18 protein-coding genes are annotated in these 15374 nt (G+C 38.3%); 8 read left to right on the top strand and 10 right to left on the bottom strand.

The window, feature by feature from the left end; genetic code table 11:
* Positions 1-99: 99 nt before the first annotated feature.
* The 3 genes from recR to ACY3FQ_RS07845 are packed head-to-tail and all read right to left on the bottom strand — an operon-like array spanning position 100 to position 2258.
* Positions 100-696, bottom strand: a complete 597-nt coding sequence (gene recR, locus ACY3FQ_RS07855; RefSeq protein WP_004697052.1) for a recombination mediator RecR — start codon at positions 694-696, stop codon at positions 100-102.
* Between the two features lie 16 nt (positions 697-712).
* On the bottom strand, positions 713-1042 hold the full coding sequence (locus ACY3FQ_RS07850; protein WP_004697049.1) for a YbaB/EbfC family nucleoid-associated protein: 330 nt from the start codon (positions 1040-1042) through the stop codon (positions 713-715).
* Between the two features lie 28 nt (positions 1043-1070).
* A complete protein-coding gene (locus ACY3FQ_RS07845) occupies positions 1071-2258 on the bottom strand; it encodes an O-succinylhomoserine sulfhydrylase (RefSeq protein ID WP_489773806.1) in 1188 nt (395 codons plus the stop codon).
* A 142-nt stretch (positions 2259-2400) separates the two neighbouring features.
* On the opposite strand from ACY3FQ_RS07845, the gene ACY3FQ_RS07840 reads away from it, so the two are divergent.
* Both ACY3FQ_RS07840 and ACY3FQ_RS07835 read left to right on the top strand, forming a co-directional pair.
* The gene (locus ACY3FQ_RS07840; RefSeq protein ID WP_489773805.1) at positions 2401-3492 is read left to right on the top strand and encodes an alpha/beta fold hydrolase; all 1092 of its coding nucleotides are present in this window, start codon (positions 2401-2403) and stop codon (positions 3490-3492) included.
* Between the two features lie 15 nt (positions 3493-3507).
* The gene (locus ACY3FQ_RS07835; RefSeq protein ID WP_004697044.1) at positions 3508-4380 is read left to right on the top strand and encodes an NAD(P)-dependent oxidoreductase; all 873 of its coding nucleotides are present in this window, start codon (positions 3508-3510) and stop codon (positions 4378-4380) included.
* A 65-nt stretch (positions 4381-4445) separates the two neighbouring features.
* Here ACY3FQ_RS07835 and ACY3FQ_RS07830 read toward each other — a convergent pair whose 3' ends face one another.
* Positions 4446-5159, bottom strand: coding sequence for a transglutaminase-like domain-containing protein (locus ACY3FQ_RS07830; protein WP_489773804.1), 714 nt, complete (start codon positions 5157-5159; stop codon positions 4446-4448).
* A gap of 202 nt (positions 5160-5361) precedes the next feature.
* Between ACY3FQ_RS07830 and ACY3FQ_RS07825 the strand changes: the two genes are divergently transcribed.
* Positions 5362-5667 (top strand): putative quinol monooxygenase, encoded by a 306-nt coding sequence (locus ACY3FQ_RS07825; protein ID WP_004984659.1) that lies wholly within the window; start codon positions 5362-5364, stop codon positions 5665-5667.
* Between the two features lie 73 nt (positions 5668-5740).
* Here the strand turns inward: ACY3FQ_RS07825 and ACY3FQ_RS07820 are convergent, their stop codons facing one another.
* Positions 5741-6460, bottom strand: a complete 720-nt coding sequence (locus ACY3FQ_RS07820) for an SDR family NAD(P)-dependent oxidoreductase (RefSeq protein WP_489773803.1) — start codon at positions 6458-6460, stop codon at positions 5741-5743.
* Between the two features lie 670 nt (positions 6461-7130).
* On the opposite strand from ACY3FQ_RS07820, the gene ACY3FQ_RS07815 reads away from it, so the two are divergent.
* The 3 genes from ACY3FQ_RS07815 (at position 7131) to ACY3FQ_RS07805 (ending at position 9289) form a co-directional block, all read left to right on the top strand.
* Positions 7131-7400 (top strand): YARHG domain-containing protein, encoded by a 270-nt coding sequence (locus ACY3FQ_RS07815; RefSeq protein ID WP_078426548.1) that lies wholly within the window; start codon positions 7131-7133, stop codon positions 7398-7400.
* Positions 7401-7430: 30 nt separating this feature from the next.
* Entirely contained in the window at positions 7431-7844 is a 414-nt protein-coding gene (locus ACY3FQ_RS07810) for an HIT family protein (RefSeq protein ID WP_348960036.1), read from the top strand.
* Between the two features lie 371 nt (positions 7845-8215).
* Positions 8216-9289: a porin gene (locus ACY3FQ_RS07805; protein WP_489773802.1), complete on the top strand. Its 1074-nt coding sequence runs from the start codon at positions 8216-8218 to the stop codon at positions 9287-9289.
* Positions 9290-9351: 62 nt separating this feature from the next.
* On the opposite strand, the gene ACY3FQ_RS07800 is transcribed toward ACY3FQ_RS07805, so the two are convergent.
* A complete protein-coding gene (locus tag ACY3FQ_RS07800; protein ID WP_489773801.1) occupies positions 9352-9972 on the bottom strand; it encodes a YidB family protein in 621 nt (206 codons plus the stop codon).
* 107 nt (positions 9973-10079) lie between these two features.
* Positions 10080-10547 carry a DUF6231 family protein gene (locus ACY3FQ_RS07795; RefSeq protein ID WP_004697025.1) on the bottom strand — a complete coding sequence of 156 codons (468 nt, stop codon included), beginning with the start codon at positions 10545-10547 and terminating at the stop codon, positions 10080-10082.
* Positions 10548-10581: 34 nt separating this feature from the next.
* Between ACY3FQ_RS07795 and ACY3FQ_RS07790 the strand changes: the two genes are divergently transcribed.
* The gene (locus ACY3FQ_RS07790) at positions 10582-11451 is read left to right on the top strand and encodes a DUF2797 domain-containing protein (RefSeq protein ID WP_236770420.1); all 870 of its coding nucleotides are present in this window, start codon (positions 10582-10584) and stop codon (positions 11449-11451) included.
* Between the two features lie 82 nt (positions 11452-11533).
* Here ACY3FQ_RS07790 and ACY3FQ_RS07785 read toward each other — a convergent pair whose 3' ends face one another.
* From ACY3FQ_RS07785 to ACY3FQ_RS07775, 3 genes are all read right to left on the bottom strand, one after another.
* Positions 11534-13399 carry a SurA N-terminal domain-containing protein gene (locus tag ACY3FQ_RS07785; RefSeq protein ID WP_489773800.1) on the bottom strand — a complete coding sequence of 622 codons (1866 nt, stop codon included), beginning with the start codon at positions 13397-13399 and terminating at the stop codon, positions 11534-11536.
* Positions 13400-13530: 131 nt separating this feature from the next.
* Entirely contained in the window at positions 13531-13803 is a 273-nt protein-coding gene (locus tag ACY3FQ_RS07780; protein WP_004697018.1) for an HU family DNA-binding protein, read from the bottom strand.
* 168 nt (positions 13804-13971) lie between these two features.
* Positions 13972-14439 (bottom strand): phasin family protein, encoded by a 468-nt coding sequence (locus tag ACY3FQ_RS07775; protein ID WP_238954169.1) that lies wholly within the window; start codon positions 14437-14439, stop codon positions 13972-13974.
* 193 nt (positions 14440-14632) lie between these two features.
* Between ACY3FQ_RS07775 and ACY3FQ_RS07770 the strand changes: the two genes are divergently transcribed.
* On the top strand, positions 14633-15280 hold the full coding sequence (locus ACY3FQ_RS07770; RefSeq protein WP_489773799.1) for a hypothetical protein: 648 nt from the start codon (positions 14633-14635) through the stop codon (positions 15278-15280).
* Positions 15281-15374 lie beyond the last annotated feature (94 nt).

Genomic DNA, 15374 nt, shown 5'->3' with positions numbered 1-15374 from the left:
GATTTTTTTATACAACTAGATTCAAATTAATATTTTTTTATCTTACTCAAGATTTCAATCTTGTAGCTCAACTAAAAAATGAAACAAGTATCGAAATACTTATTTCATTCGCATTCTATTATGTACAGCTTGGCTTAAGGTATGACTATCGACATATTCAAGTTCACCACCCTGTGGTACGCCTTGTGCAATGCGCGTCATTTGGATCGGTAAATGTTTCGTTGCCTCGACCAAATAGTGCGCTGTGGCCTGACCTTCTACCGTTGCATTGGTCGCCAAAATCACTTCTGTTACTTTACCATCGCCTAAACGCTGGATTAGATAAGGAATGCCGATCTCTTCAGGCCCAATACCATCAAGTGGAGATAAATGCCCACCTAATACATGGTATTTACCGCGGAAACTACCACTTTGCTCAATCGCCATCACATCTGCGGGTGACTCAACCACACAAAGAAGTTGATCGTCACGTTCATGCGAGACGCAAATGTCACAAACTTCGTTTTCGGTCAGTGAGTGACACAAACTGCATTCGTGAATATAGCTGGTGGCTTCGTTCAAAGCATGTGCAAGACCCACAGCCCCTTCACGATTTTTCATAATCAGATGAAGCGCCATGCGCTGAGCCGATTTCGGCCCAACACTTGGCAAAATACGTAAAGCTTGTACCAATTGATCAAAACGATCGCTAAACACTATACGTATTCCTTAATTAGAATAAACCAGCAAGACCCGGTGGTAAGCCTGCACCTGAGTTCGCAGCTTTCATACGCTCTTCAGTGATTACTTCGGCCTGACGTGCAGCATCATTCATTGCCGCAGCAATTAAGTCTTCAATCATATCTGCATCATCTTGCAATAATTCAGGATTGATTTCGATACGTTTTACCACATTGCGGCAAGTCATCGTCACTTTAACCAAACCACCACCAGCTTCAGCATGCACTTCAGTTTGCGCAAGCTCTTCTTTGGCTTTTTTAATGTTGCTTTCCATGTCTTTTTGCATGCGTTGAGCTTGCTGCATTAACATATTAATGTTCATTAAAATCTCCGAACATAAAATTAAAAAATTAGATTAAGTCTAAACCACGTGTGATATCGCGAATAATATCATCAATATCTTCTAAACCAACAGAAACACGAATTAAACCTTCACGAATTCCTGCGGCTTGTTTCGCTTCTGGTGAAAGTTTGCCATGGGTAGTCGTTGCAGGATGGGTAATGGTCGATTTAGCATCGCCCAAGTTGCCTGTAATTGAAATAAATTGGGTATTATCAATAACAGTCCAAGCCCCTTCGCGCTCGCCTTTCACTTCAAAAGAAACGATCCCACCAAAGCCTGTTTGTTGCTTCGCTGCAAGTTCATGCCCAATATGCTCTGGTAAACCTGCGTAATACACTTTTTCGACTTTCGCGTGTGTATTTAAGAATTCTGCTAGCTTTTGCGCACTTGCTGAATGCTCACGCATACGTAGACGTAAAGTCTCTAAGCCTTTTAAGAATACCCATGCATTGAAAGGACTCATTGAAGGCCCTGTAGTACGCACATAACGAAACACTTCTTCGAGTAGTTTATGACTACCCACTACTGCACCACCAAGAGCACGACCTTGACCGTCCAAATACTTCGTCGCTGAATAAATCACCAAGTCCGCACCAAACTCAATTGGACGCTGTAATACTGGCGTACAGAAACTATTATCAATTGCTAAAAGTGCGCCATTGGCATGTGCGATATCAGCAAGTGCTTGAATGTCTGCCACTTCAGCCAAAGGATTTGACGGAGACTCAACAAAAAGTAATTTAGTTTCAGGCTTAACGGCCTTTTTCCATGCATCTAAATCTGTTAAATCGACAAAGTCGACAGTTACACCAAACTTAGCCACATATTTTTCAAACAAAGATACGGTCGAACCGAATACCGCACGTGAACAAATCACATGATCGCCTAGTTTTAAAAATGACATTGCCACGGCCATAATTGCGGCCATACCCGAACTGGTTGCCACTGCACGTTCAGCACCTTCTAAAGCTGCAAGGCGTTTTTCAAACATCGCAACAGTTGGGTTGGTAAAACGCGAGTAGATGTTCCCTGGCTCTTGACCTGAAAATTTTGCTGCGGCCTCTGCTGCATTTTCATAGACAAATGATGAAGTTAGAAAGATAGGTTCGCCATGTTCTCCCTCGAAACTACGCGTATGCCCAGTACGAATGGCTAAGGTATCTAATTGGTATTCAAATTCGTCTTGTAGGCTCATGGCTCTGGTTCAGTCGACGGACTGCCTTTGTAAAGAATTGCCAACATTTTGAGCGTCTAGGCTATTTAAGGTCAAGGTAAAATACGCGAATATTGATTAGACTTCGATCAAACTTTCTGCTTATTTGAGATCTAAGACCTATATGCACTCTTTAAAAACTAAAATTTCAACGCATCAAAATAAATTAAAGAATCTTTCTACGCGCATTTTTACTGGAAAGTCACTCATTTTGTCACAAAGCACACCTTATGAAGTGATTGAAACATTTGACCTGACCCAAATTCGCTATTACGCACCTGAAGTGCGTAAGTATAAAGAACCCTTAGTTTTTGTGGTCCCGCTAGCCATCAATATGTCTATTTACGACCTTTATCCTTATCGCTCACTGGTGAAGTACTTCCAACAGCAAGGCTTTGCCGTATATGTGATTGATTGGGGGAAATTAAATATTCATAACCGTCATTTTAACTTTCTGACGTTTATTGATCATTATATTCCACTCTGTATACAAAGCATTTTAAAACATAGTGATAGCGAACAAATTTCTCTGCATGGTTGGAGTATGGCCGGCATTTTCGTGACCTTGTATACCGCCCTGCATCAACCCAATTTTGTGAAAAATTTAATGGTTTTAGGTAGCCCAATTGACAGTTATAAATCTGGGCGAAATGGCCAGTTCTTTGCATATCTCAATCGAATCATTTCAAAAAGCAAAGCAATACAACAGCAAATTTATCAGGGCAAAATACCAAAGCGTTTGCTTCATACCTCTGGAGGGTTAAATACTTTTGGTTTTAAAATCATCGATCCTATCGGCTGGTTTCAAAGTCATAAGAATCTACTGCTTAATTTAGATGACCATGAAGCCTTGTATGAGCATGCCACCATCGGCGGTTTTCTCAATCGTATGATTGATTATCCTGGCGGCATCAACCAAGACATGCTTTTTAATGTTTGGCTGCGTAATCCACTCAAAACTGGACTAATCACATTAAATGAGAAAAGCATAGCTTTAAAAAATATACGGTGCTCATTGCTTGTGGCTGCGGGCACAACAGACCAACTTGTTACAGCAGAGGCAGCTCAACCATTAACCCAATTGACAAGTAGCACCGATGTCACGTTTACTCTTATCCCAGGGGGACATTTAGGACTGATGTCGAGTAAGCGTAGTGCCGATGAATTTTGGCCACAACTGGCTCAGTGGTTAAGTGAACGTTCAAGTAAAATTTAAATACTAAGGTTTGACATGATTCAGTCAGTTGCATTTATCGGTCTAGGCGCCATGGGTTATCGCATGGCATCACACTTACCTAAACACTTTGAACACGTGTGGGTATGGAATCGCAATTTTGATAAAGCAAAACAACATGCAGAAGCCTATGGCACGCAGGCGGTGGAACTTGCGCAAGCCGTTCAGGCCGATGTAGTCTTCTCTTGCCTTCCAACCAGTCAAGATATTGAAGACTTACTTGCACAAGTTGAACTTAAAGCAGGCAGTATTTGGGTCGATTGCACCAGCGGTGTACCCTCTTCTGCAAAAAAAGTAGCTGAACAGCTTAAACAACACGGTGTGGACTTTTTAGATGCACCTGTGAGTGGTCAAACTATTGGTGCTGATAATGCAACCCTTACGGTTATGATCGGTGGTGATGCCGCAGCTTTTGAACGCGCACTACCAGCGATTCAAGCATTTGGTAAACTGATTAAACACGTGGGCGAATCAGGTGCTGGTTTTGCAGTTAAAGCCGTAAACAATATGCTTTTGGCTGTGAACCTCTGTGCTGTTGCCGAAGGGTTTACCACCCTAAAAGCCCATGGCGTAAACTTAAACGAAGCATTAGATTGCATTAATGCGTCTAGTGGTAAAAGTGGCGTCACTGAAACTGTTTTACCACAGCGCATTCTCAACCGCAGCTTCCCGCTTACTTTTGCACTCCCTCTATTAGCAAAAGATACGGGCATTGCAGTGGATTTAGTCCGCGAAGCAAAACTATCCGCACCTGTGATTGGACTGGCTCAAAGTTTAATTCAAACTGCTAGTGATTTATCTGAAGCAGACAGCGATTTTTCTTCCGCAGTTAAACTATATGAGTCATGGAGCAAAATCACTTTAGAGTAATGCTTATCATAGTCAGTCATACTTTAATCATAAGTTAAGCTATTCCGATGGCCGAACAAAAAGCCTCATAAAGAGGCTTTTTGTATATTTCTAATTTTATCGACGTTTTGATTCATTAAGTGTCTGACTAAATACTTAAAAGCCATACGCTGTATCGGACTAAGTTCTTGTTGATGTATATTATAAAAATCATCTGGGCTATCAAATAAACCGAAATCTTGGTTAATCCCCTTGTCTTGGATAAAAGTATCATTCAAATTCCAATCAATAGGTGGATTTTCAAAGTTCTCGGTAAATACCCCAAAACCACAAAAGGTTGTTGTTTGATGCTTATTTATACTTTGTAATTTTTCTAGATAGAGTCGATCAAGAATTACACCCTCCTGAATATACCATTGTCCATTCACATGAACTTCGACCCAACTATGTAAAATATTCTTGGGCGATAACTTATACCAAATGCCTTTGATTGCGCCTTTTTGTAGGGCTTTATCGATGGTAAACCCATGTATCCGCGTGGCTACACCCACTGCTCGGAGTAACGCCATCAATAACGTTGCTTTGGTATTACACTGACCATAACCGTCGCTTAAGACTTGAGATGCCTGTATCGTATCTCCCGTGTTATAGCCAAATTGAACTTCATCACGAACAAAGTTATAAATATTTCTCACCTTATTAACTTCATCAAGATCTCTCCATTTGCGTTGTTCAATCAAATTTTGAATCGATGGATGGTAATAATCTAAAATCGGTGTCTGTTCTAATAGCCTTAGCATACTCAGCTCTCCAGTCTAGTCATTTGATTTAAAACTATGGAGTTAGTCCAAGGTCAATATTTTTACTGCCACTTTTATAATGAATTAAGACTAAAGATTGTTTTGAGCTTGATTAATTTTATAGTAGAGCTCTGTATACTCAATTAATTCAGCACATATACTTGTGTATAAAAAACCGAATTAAATTTAGGATAAACAATTTATGCTCAAAGTCATTGCTCAGGATTTTATTAAATTAGAACATATTGATAGAGTCATGCCTTTATATCGTGAACTTGTAGAAAAAACAAAAGCTGAACCGAGATGTATATCCTACGACCTATTTATTGATCAGAAAGATACTGGGCATTTTATATTTATTGAAGCATGGCCTGATCGCGCAGCGCTAGATGCGCATTGCGAAACGGAGCATTTTAAAAGACTAGTGCCGTTGATTGACCAATACCAAAGAGCTGCAGGAACCTATATATTAATGGATGAGTTTTCACACCAAAGTAGCTTCACCTAGATCGAATATGGTATCGAAAAATAAAACTATCCGATAAATACGTCCCTGTATAATTGCAACCAAACATCTTGATTTAAATATTTTCATCTTTCATTGCAGGCATAAGAATTTCTTTAACACAAGATGCATTACTGGTGGAGATGATAAATTTTATGGCTAGAATGACATCAGATAAAGGAATTAAAGCATGATTGGTCTCTGCCAATACAGTTGCGGTTGGAACATCTGCTTCATATTCTGTCGCCAAATACCCTAGATTTAAAACACTCACCCCAATCAGGTCGTTACGCAAAATCTCACGCAATGATTGAGCAATTCCACGCAAAGCATATTTCGTTGCAGAAAAGACCAACTCTTTGCCATTATGATTATCTACACCCCATGTAGAACCAATCAATATGACTTTAGCGTTATCCGATAACTTTAAATTTTCTATCAAGGACTGAAGAGACTGAATCCAGGTATTAATATTTGTATTTAGAATGGTATTTAACTCAGTAGATGAAACCTCTTCAAAGTTATAATTCTCTGTAAAAGCATTATTTTCCCAAATTCCAACATTATAAATAAGAACATCTATTTTCTCATCTTTGACTGTTTCTTTTACCTTATCCACCGCATCGTTAGGAGTAGATAAATCTGCACAAATCCAATTCAATTGAGCATTATTTTTAGGAATAGAACGAGAGACACCATAAACTTTATCCTGAGCTTCAGGCACTAAGTTTACAATCGCTTTGCCTAAGCCTCTACTTGCGCCATAAATTAGAAATGTTCGACCTAAACCATTCATATTTTAATTCATCCCTTCATAACCAACTGCATAATGATTTAAACTTAAGTTAAGTTTAAATCAAGTTTTATTCATCATTTTATATTTAGCCATTAAAGATTATAATTACCTAAGTCACAGACAATAATTTATATTTCCATAATTTATTTTCCACCCACTTATTTCAAGTAAATCCCCAGCACAAGGCATTCAATAATAAATAAAGCTTTTAGACTGTCTAAAATAAGCATGCAAAAGAGTCCATTTAAGACAAAAAAATAACATTAAGCGATAATGATACATAAGTACTTAATTCAGAAAGAAATGAATAACTTAATAAAATTCATTGCTAATCGTATAGAAAGAAATGCCTGAAATAGCATTTGAGATGAGGCGAACATTAAAGGTTAAAATGCAGAAGTACCGAAGCACTGTGACCCTCTCAATGAAATTTAAAAATGTTAGAGCCTAAAAAAAGTTGCAAAAATAGGCTAAATTACATAAAAAACATGAATATCCAGTTGTATCTGGTATTTTAAAAGCTCTTGATATATATAAATTTTATGTATTATATGCAGAAATTATGAAGTAAAATTACAATTGAGTAAGAACTCACCATTGAATAAACAGAACAAACCCCTATAAAGTAATAGCGTGACTACATACAATGTTACAAACTGAGGAAATTCTCATGAAAAAGTTGACTGTAGCGGTTTTTGCCAGTCTTGCAACATTCATCGGGGCGCAAAGTTTTGCGGCATCACCTGAGCAAGAGTGTCAAAAATTAAAAGATGATCATGATGTCATTTATGCATCTAAAGGTTTCTGTTTTAAGGACCCTGAAGCGAAAGCAAAATTTGGCAATGATAATTGCTACACCACTAAACCGAAATTCTCTGAAAAAGAGCAACAACGTCTTGACGCGATTAAAGAACGTCAAAAAGAATTAAACTGTAAGTAAATCAGTTTAAGCGAAACTTAAGGAATAGACATGGCTTACGATGAGCAAAACATTTTTGCACGAATTTTACGTGGTGAACTTCCAGCCATTAAAGTATATGAAGATGACCAAGTTCTTGCATTCATGGATATTATGCCTCAAGCAGACGGTCATACTTTAGTCATACCCAAGACACCTGCGGTGACTTTACTCGACCTCCCTGCCGATGCTGCTGCCTACACCATTCAAGTGGTACAAAAAGTAGCAAAAGCCATTGAAGTCGGTTTGGATGCCAAAGGCATTGTGCTCATGCAATTGTCTGGAGCGGCTGCTGGGCAAACCGTTCCCCATGTACATTTCCATTTAATTCCAACCTCGGTTCATCAACTTGGGAAACATGCTGCACAAATGGGCGATCAAGAAAAAATTAAAGCCCAAGCGGAAAAAATTAAAGCAGCACTTTAAATATTTCAAAAGTGTCATACAAAATGAATGGAGCAGCTGCTCCATTTTTTATTTAAATAAAATTCAAATACTTAAAAATAAATCACAATTATTAGACCTCTTGCGAAAATATAGTTTTATCTAATTTTTGAATTGGCTAAAAGCTCATAAAATATAGCTTTCGGGTGATTAAAATGTCACTAACGCAAGAAGTCTATTTATTACATTTTATTACCTGTCATCAAATTGTAATTTTTTCTTCACTTCAATGTCACAAAGTTTACAGATACTGCTTAGCAAGTTGGTGAGCTTGTGTAACTTTTTGTACACAAGCTAACTAAATAAGAAAGCAAGGCGAATGCCATTTTTAAAAGTGTTTTGGAGAAATCTTGATGAAAAAATTGCTTCTAGCAGCTACTGTTGCAGCAATGGGTGTAAGCGCAGCACAAGCAGCACCAACTTTGTATGGTAAGATCAGTGTATCGGTTGACCAAATTCAAAATGATGATTTTGAAAAAGATCAAGATGCCACTGAATTAAATTCTAACGCTTCTCGTATTGGGGTTAAAGGCGAAGAAAAATTAACTGAAAATGTATCAGCAGTTTATGTGGCTGAATGGGAAATCAGTGCTGATGGTGATGAAAATGATGCTCAAACTTTCAAAAAACGTAATCTTTTTGGTGGTTTAAAGTTTGAAAATGTAGGTACTTTAAAAGCTGGTTTTTTTGATTCTTATTTCAAAAATGCTGCTGGAAAATACCAAGATATCTTTAATGATCACACCCTTGATATCACAAACATGATGTATGGTGAAGATCGTCTTAAAAACTCTATCGGGTTTGAAACAGACAAAAAAATGCTAGGTGGCTTACAATTTAATATCCTAGCGCAACAAGGTGAAGATGCAACTAACGACTATGCCACATCTGGTCAAAAAGGAAAACGCGATGGTTTTGGTGATTCTATCTCTACTTCTTTGACCTATGATAATAAAGATGTTGGTATTGCTCTTGCACTAGCAGGTAACTTTGGCGTTGAAGGTAAATACGCTGGATTAGATGGTAAAAAACTATATTCAGATGCTGTACGCGTAACTGGTTCTTACGATTTTAGTAAAATCGGCGCAAATGGTCTAGTGTTAGGTGCTCTTTATCAACAAGCTGAACCTACTGATGATATTAATGGCTTAGAAGGTCTTGAAGAGAAAGCTTGGTTACTTAGCTCAACATATAAAGTTGGCAACACACCATGGGTTGTTAAAGCTCAATACCAAACTGCTGAAACAACAGCTGATGCATTTAATGATATCACCATTGACCAATATGGTATCGGTGTTGACTACAACTTAAATAAACAAACTCGTCTCTACGGTTTGCTTGCACAACAGAAACTTGATATTACTGGTGTAGATCTTGAAGAAGATAACAAAACAGTATTTGGTTTAGGAATGGAATATAACTTCTAATCTTAAGATTAAAGTGAATTCTAAAAATAAAAGGGCTTATGCCCTTTTATTTTTTCTTAAATTTAACGCTTTAAAAACCCTGACACTAAGTTCAATACCTGTTGAATATCCGCGTTGGCTTCTTGAGGATTAGTTTGTCCTGCTTGCGGGGTGAGTGAATCAATAATTTGCGGTAATACTTCTGAAATAGCACTATATACATCTTGTTTAGGCGCATTGGCTTGCTCTGCAACTTGCTCCACCGCGGCATCATCAAACAAGTTTTGCACTTGTTCTGGATTTACACTGGCATTCTCCCCTGGTCCTGTTGAAACCCAGTCTTCAACCTGACTGCTTAAACCTTGCCCTTTGAGTTTATCTAAAGCTGCCTGCAAACCACCTTGCTGTTGAATCCATGCCAAAATCAAAGGCAATACCGCAATCAATAAACTTTTTCCACCGCCTGCGAATCCTGAGTTCTGCGAGTTTGGCGCCTGCTGCGACTGCCCACCAGTCAAACCACCCAACACCGAGCCTAAAATATCACCCAGACCACCCTGTTGTGTTTGGCTCGTACCACCCGCTCCGAGTTGTCCAAGCACCGAACCCAAAATTCCACCCAAACCACTTTGTTGGTTTGACTGTTGCTGACCGCCCATGGCCTGCTTTGCTAAAATTTCTATAATATTATTCAGGTTCGTCATCACTTTATCCCGTCTAGGTTTTTAAACAGCATACGATGTTTAAAAAAACCCTATAGAGATAAATTGTTAATTTTTGCTATGAATGGAAAAATACAGTCGCAGTCGAATCACCAACGGAATTTATTCCAGTTTTCAGGATTCGCCCAAAACTTTGAATTAAACCAGTCAGGCACATGCTTATAGGTCAAAATATTAAATTGCCATAAAGCAAAGTCTTTACCATGCGTCGTTTTATCGATTAGTTGAGTAAAACCTAAAGCACGAAGCAGTTGTTCATCCTGCAATTGACTCACCACCACAATACGCTTTGCCATCAAATCTCTTAAACGCACCAATAGTTGTGATTTTTGTTGTGAGCTTATATTTTGCATTTCTGCCGTGTCAAAAAGCACAAAACCTAAATCATAGCGCTGGGTAAAAGGCAGACTTAAAAAGTCAGATACGCTAAAATATTGCCATTGAATAGATTGATGATGATTTGGGCTGAGATCCTGCCCAATGCACAATGCAGTTGAAATAGGCTGTTCTTGAGATAAATCGTCTAGCATAGAAGTAATGACGTTCAGTTCAGCCATAACCGCATCCTTAATATTGAGTGAGTAATTCTGTATGGAACTTCAAGGCATTTGCCATAAAATGCATGCAGGTCTTAAGGACCTTAGTGTAACTGATCAACATACACACAAGGCAAATGTTGAATATAAATTTATCCTAGATCGTTCAGAAGTTGACCTTCCTTTTAACTTGGGTCAAGAAATCGAGATTGAATGGACTGGTAAAATCTTCTGTGTTTCATGTGGTACGAAGACTTCTAAATCATTTTCACAAGGCCATTGCTTCAAGTGCTTTAAAACCAAAGCCTCTTGTGACATGTGTATTATGAAACCTGAAACCTGTCACTACCACCTAGGCACCTGCCGAGAAGACAGCTTCGCACATGAAGTTTGTTTCCAGCCACATATTGTTTATTTAGCCAACTCAAGTGCCCTAAAAGTTGGGATTACACGGATTAGCCAAATGCCAACCCGTTGGCTCGATCAAGGTGCAACCCAAGCCCTTCCAATTATGAAAGTCGGTTCGCGTCGTCTTTCAGGCCAGCTCGAAATTATGTTTGGCACACAAGTGGCAGACAAAACCGATTGGCGCAAATTACTCAAAGGCGAAGCTGAACCACTCGACTTGATTGAAGTTCGCGAACAACTCATCGAAGAATTTGCACCTAAAATCCAAACCATTCGTGAGGAATTTAGTCAAAATCTTGAATTCAATGAAACGGTTGAGCTTTTGGAAACTGAACTGCCACGCGAGTTTGTTTATCCTGTTGAACAATACCCAGAAAAAGTTAAATCTCACAATTTGGATAAAACTCCCGTGATTCGCGGTACGTTACAAGGAATTAAAGGTCAGTACCTGATTTTAGATACAGGCGTGATTAATATTCGTAAATACTCAGGTTATGAGCTCAAAATTCGTGCCTAAGCTTGTTTATCCTTAAATAAAATTTGCTTATCTACACACATAAAAAAACCTGCACGAATGCAGGTTTTTTTATGGCATGCGATTATTTAATTTTCGCATGTGCTTTTAAGTATTGCACATAATCTTCAGCTTCTTGCTGACCACGAAGTTGTTGATATAACTTCGAAAGCTCAGCCAATTGCTCATCCGTCAACGCACTAGACGTCGTCTTGTTTACGTTTGATACCGCGACCACCACCATTTCTGTTGGCAATAATGCTGTTGTTACAGACCACTGTCCTGCTTTTGGTGCCGCTTGGCTAAACGCCGCACGCTCAACTGCACGTGGCAAGCCTTGTGAACGAATAAACACTTGCGGTGCAGTAAAGGTCAAACCACTCTTGGCAACTACTGATGCCGCTGGTTGAGTTTTAAAGTCTTTTAAACTTTGAGCAATTTTAGCTTTAGCAGCATCATAAGCTTTTTGTTCAACGAATTTTGCTTTCACACGTGGTGTTGCTTCTTGAAGCGTTTGTACACCTGCGGCGTGATAATCACGTACTTTTGCCCAAACCACATCCCCATTTGGAAGTTGAATGCTGCTGGTCGCGTTACGATCACCGTTTTTAACGTCATCATTAAACAGTTTCACTTTCACCGCAGCATTACTTAATACAGGATGCTGTGTAGATAAGGTCATACCTTTCACAGTTTGAACTTGTACACCTTTAACTTCTTGAGACACCACATCTAAAGCATCTGAGTCTACAACCAGTTCATTTAAGCTGTTTACAGTATCAGAGAATGCATTGGCTGTTTTATTCTTCTGAACTTCCGCAGTCAAACGGGCTTTTTCATTTTCAAAAGATGGCAACTTCACAGCTGGCGCATCAGTTTCAATGACATGGTAACCAAATTCAGTTTTTACAGGCGCTGACACTTGACCCGATTTAAGTGATGCTACAGCTTGATCAAAAGCATCACCAAAAGTGCCTTTGTTATAAACTGCTAAAGCACCACCATTCGCTTTAGATGCAGTATCTTCAGAGTATTGAGCCGCGGCTGCTGCAAAGCTTGTTCCTGCTTTAATTTTCGCAACAACTTCTTCTGCACGTTTTTTCGCTTCAGCATCTGTACGTGCATCCGTCGTAATCAGAATATGTTTAACCAAAGGCGCAACATTATCTTTTTGTGCTTCAACAAACTGTGTATAGGCTTGCTGCAACTCCGCATCTGTAACAGGTGAAGCAGCAGCAGGAACATTGGCTGGTGTTAATAACACATAGTCAACATCCACACTTGCCACTTGTTTAAACATAGCTGGGTGTTGCTTGTAATAGTTTTCAATCTCTTGTGCTGAAACCTTGACATTCTTTTTATATTCATCAAGATTTACATTGGCAAACTGCACAGTACGCTGTTCTGTTTGTAAGTTAGCAATTTGTTGAATATCTAGTTTACTCACCAATGCATAATCAACAAAAGTCGAACGCATCATTTTTAATGCATGGTCTTGACGTAAGTTTGCAACGAGCGCATCACTACTCATACCCACAGACTGCAAATAGCTTGAATAACGCGTTTTTGAAAATTTTCCATTTTCTAGAAAACTTGGCTGTTGAGCAATCATCTGTTCAATTTGAGTATCACTGAGTGAAATGCCCAGCTTTTCAGCCTGTTGCAATAACAAAGTATTAGCAATCAGTTGATCCATCGCTTTATCTTTAATAAAGCTTTGATTGAGTAAAGTTTCATCACCATTGGCATAAGCTAAGAATTGTTCTTTAAAGGAAGCGGTTAAGGTCTCTAATTCCTTTTCAGAAATGTCTTGGCCATTGACTGATTTCACAGCGTCTTTTGATCCGCTACTAAAATATCCTTCAATACCTACAAGTGCTAAAGGGGTCAAAAACAAAATGAGCAAAGCCTTGCCCAACCAACCCTTAATAACTTTACGAAAAGATTCCATAAGTATTCCAATATTTTATTTGCCCGAGATTTTAACTGAAAAGCAGCAATGAATGAATGTGTTATCGACACATTTTCTAATGTTTAATAAAAAACGCGCCGAAAAGGCGCGTTTAGTATTTATTTAAAAGATTAAGCAACAGAATCTTTTAAACCTTTACCAGCTTTGAAGCTTGGTACTTTGCTTGCTTTAATTTCTAAAGTAGCACCAGTTTGTGGGTTACGGCCAGTACGTGCAGCACGTTCTTTCACGTTGAAAGTACCAAAACCAACAAGTGTAACTGTATCACCAGACTTAAGCGCTTCAGTGATTGAAGCAATTGTAGCGTCTAAGGCCTTACCAGCATCAGTCTTAGACAATCCCCCTTTCTCTGCAATTGCATCAATTAATTCTGATTTATTCATGTGGATCGCGTCCTCTTAATATCGTTTATTTAAGGTCCAAAAATTTAGTATAAATTACCGTAACGCCTTTATAGCAATGCTTTAGGTGAAAACGCAATACTCTGTATATGCTTTTTTGGAAAATAAATCACAAAAAAACGTTGAAAAAGGTACAAAAGCACAACCAGATCACTTTTTATTCACTTTTTCGTTTAACTTCTTATTTTCTTCAATCAAAACATCGATTTTATCATTCAGTTGAAGAATCAGGTTTTCTAAGTGCTGAATATCTTTAACCGTGACCAATCCAATCCGGTTTAAAGAGTGATTTACCCCGCGATCCACGATCTTCTCAACCTTGTCTTTAGTATCCGTCACCGATTCACGCGCTTTTTCAGATACCTTTTCAACCGTTTGGTCAGCAATCTCAGTGGTTTTAGACTCTAACTCTTCGCCGACTTGGACCAATGAGTCAAATAATTTATTCCCCTCTTCCTCTGCACGTGAAAAAGCACCCAAACCGGCTAACCAGATTTGCTTAGTATACTTTCTAAAATCCAAACTATTTTTACGGTGAAAATGATGCTTAGTTTTTGTTTTTTTTAGTGTTTCATCTTCTTGCGAAATATCATCTAACTCTATATCTGCTTTTTCCATTAGCACCATCTCCTGCATGATCAATGTGCAAAAACATCCAAAAAATCTTATAGATTGCACTATACTAGCAAATATTAGACTTGATCGATTTGTAAAACTGTTCTACAAAGCATCTTTATTACATTTTTATTTTTAAGTCTGAAGTTTTTGCGAGCAGGATGCTCATTTCAGGTCAGGATTTAGGTTACAACTTATGAGTGATTCTCAAAAAGAACACAATCAAACACATATGCTACTCACTATGGTGATGATTGTTCTTGAGACGATCTTTTCTCTTATTTTAAAACACGACCGCGTGGTTGCACTTCACTGTAAAAAGTTTGTTGAGCAAAATATTGCGATTAAAATAAATAGCTACCTGCCTTATTTCGATTTCTATATCACCTTTACCGCTCAAGGTGTTTTATTTGACGCCAAAGCCCCCGAAAAACCAGTCGACTTAGATGTACGCACCACATTGATGGATTTAATTAAAATTTTCGTCTTTGGAAACCGTCGTAGTATTAAAACCATGCGTATTGATGGTGACATCACCTTAAAAGATGAGTTCCGAGATTTAATTTTACATTTTAGTGCACCTAAAGTTTTTGCCGATTGGAAAAACTGGTTAACTGAACCAACTGATCCGCAAAATGTAGTTGCATCTAAAAAGCGCATTGCACCACTTTTAGAGAAAATTGAAGAACAACGTTCTAAAATCAACACTCTACAGGTTGAAGTGAAACAATACAAAAATCGTATTCGCCGTATCGAGCAACGTCAAAAACGTATAAATGTCACATTTTTTGTGTTTTCTATACTTTTGATTAGCTTATTGGTATATAATATTTGGCTTGCATAACTACATAATATTTCAAGCAAATTAAATACGCACAATCCCTATTAAAAAAACTTGACTATTTTAGTCAGGATTCTTAAAATCGGCACATCTAGTC

The sequence above is a fragment of the Acinetobacter sp. AB03 genome (assembly GCF_058107045.1).
The sequence above is the reverse complement of the archived record's forward strand: the minus strand, read 5'-3'. Positions and strand labels throughout refer to the sequence as shown.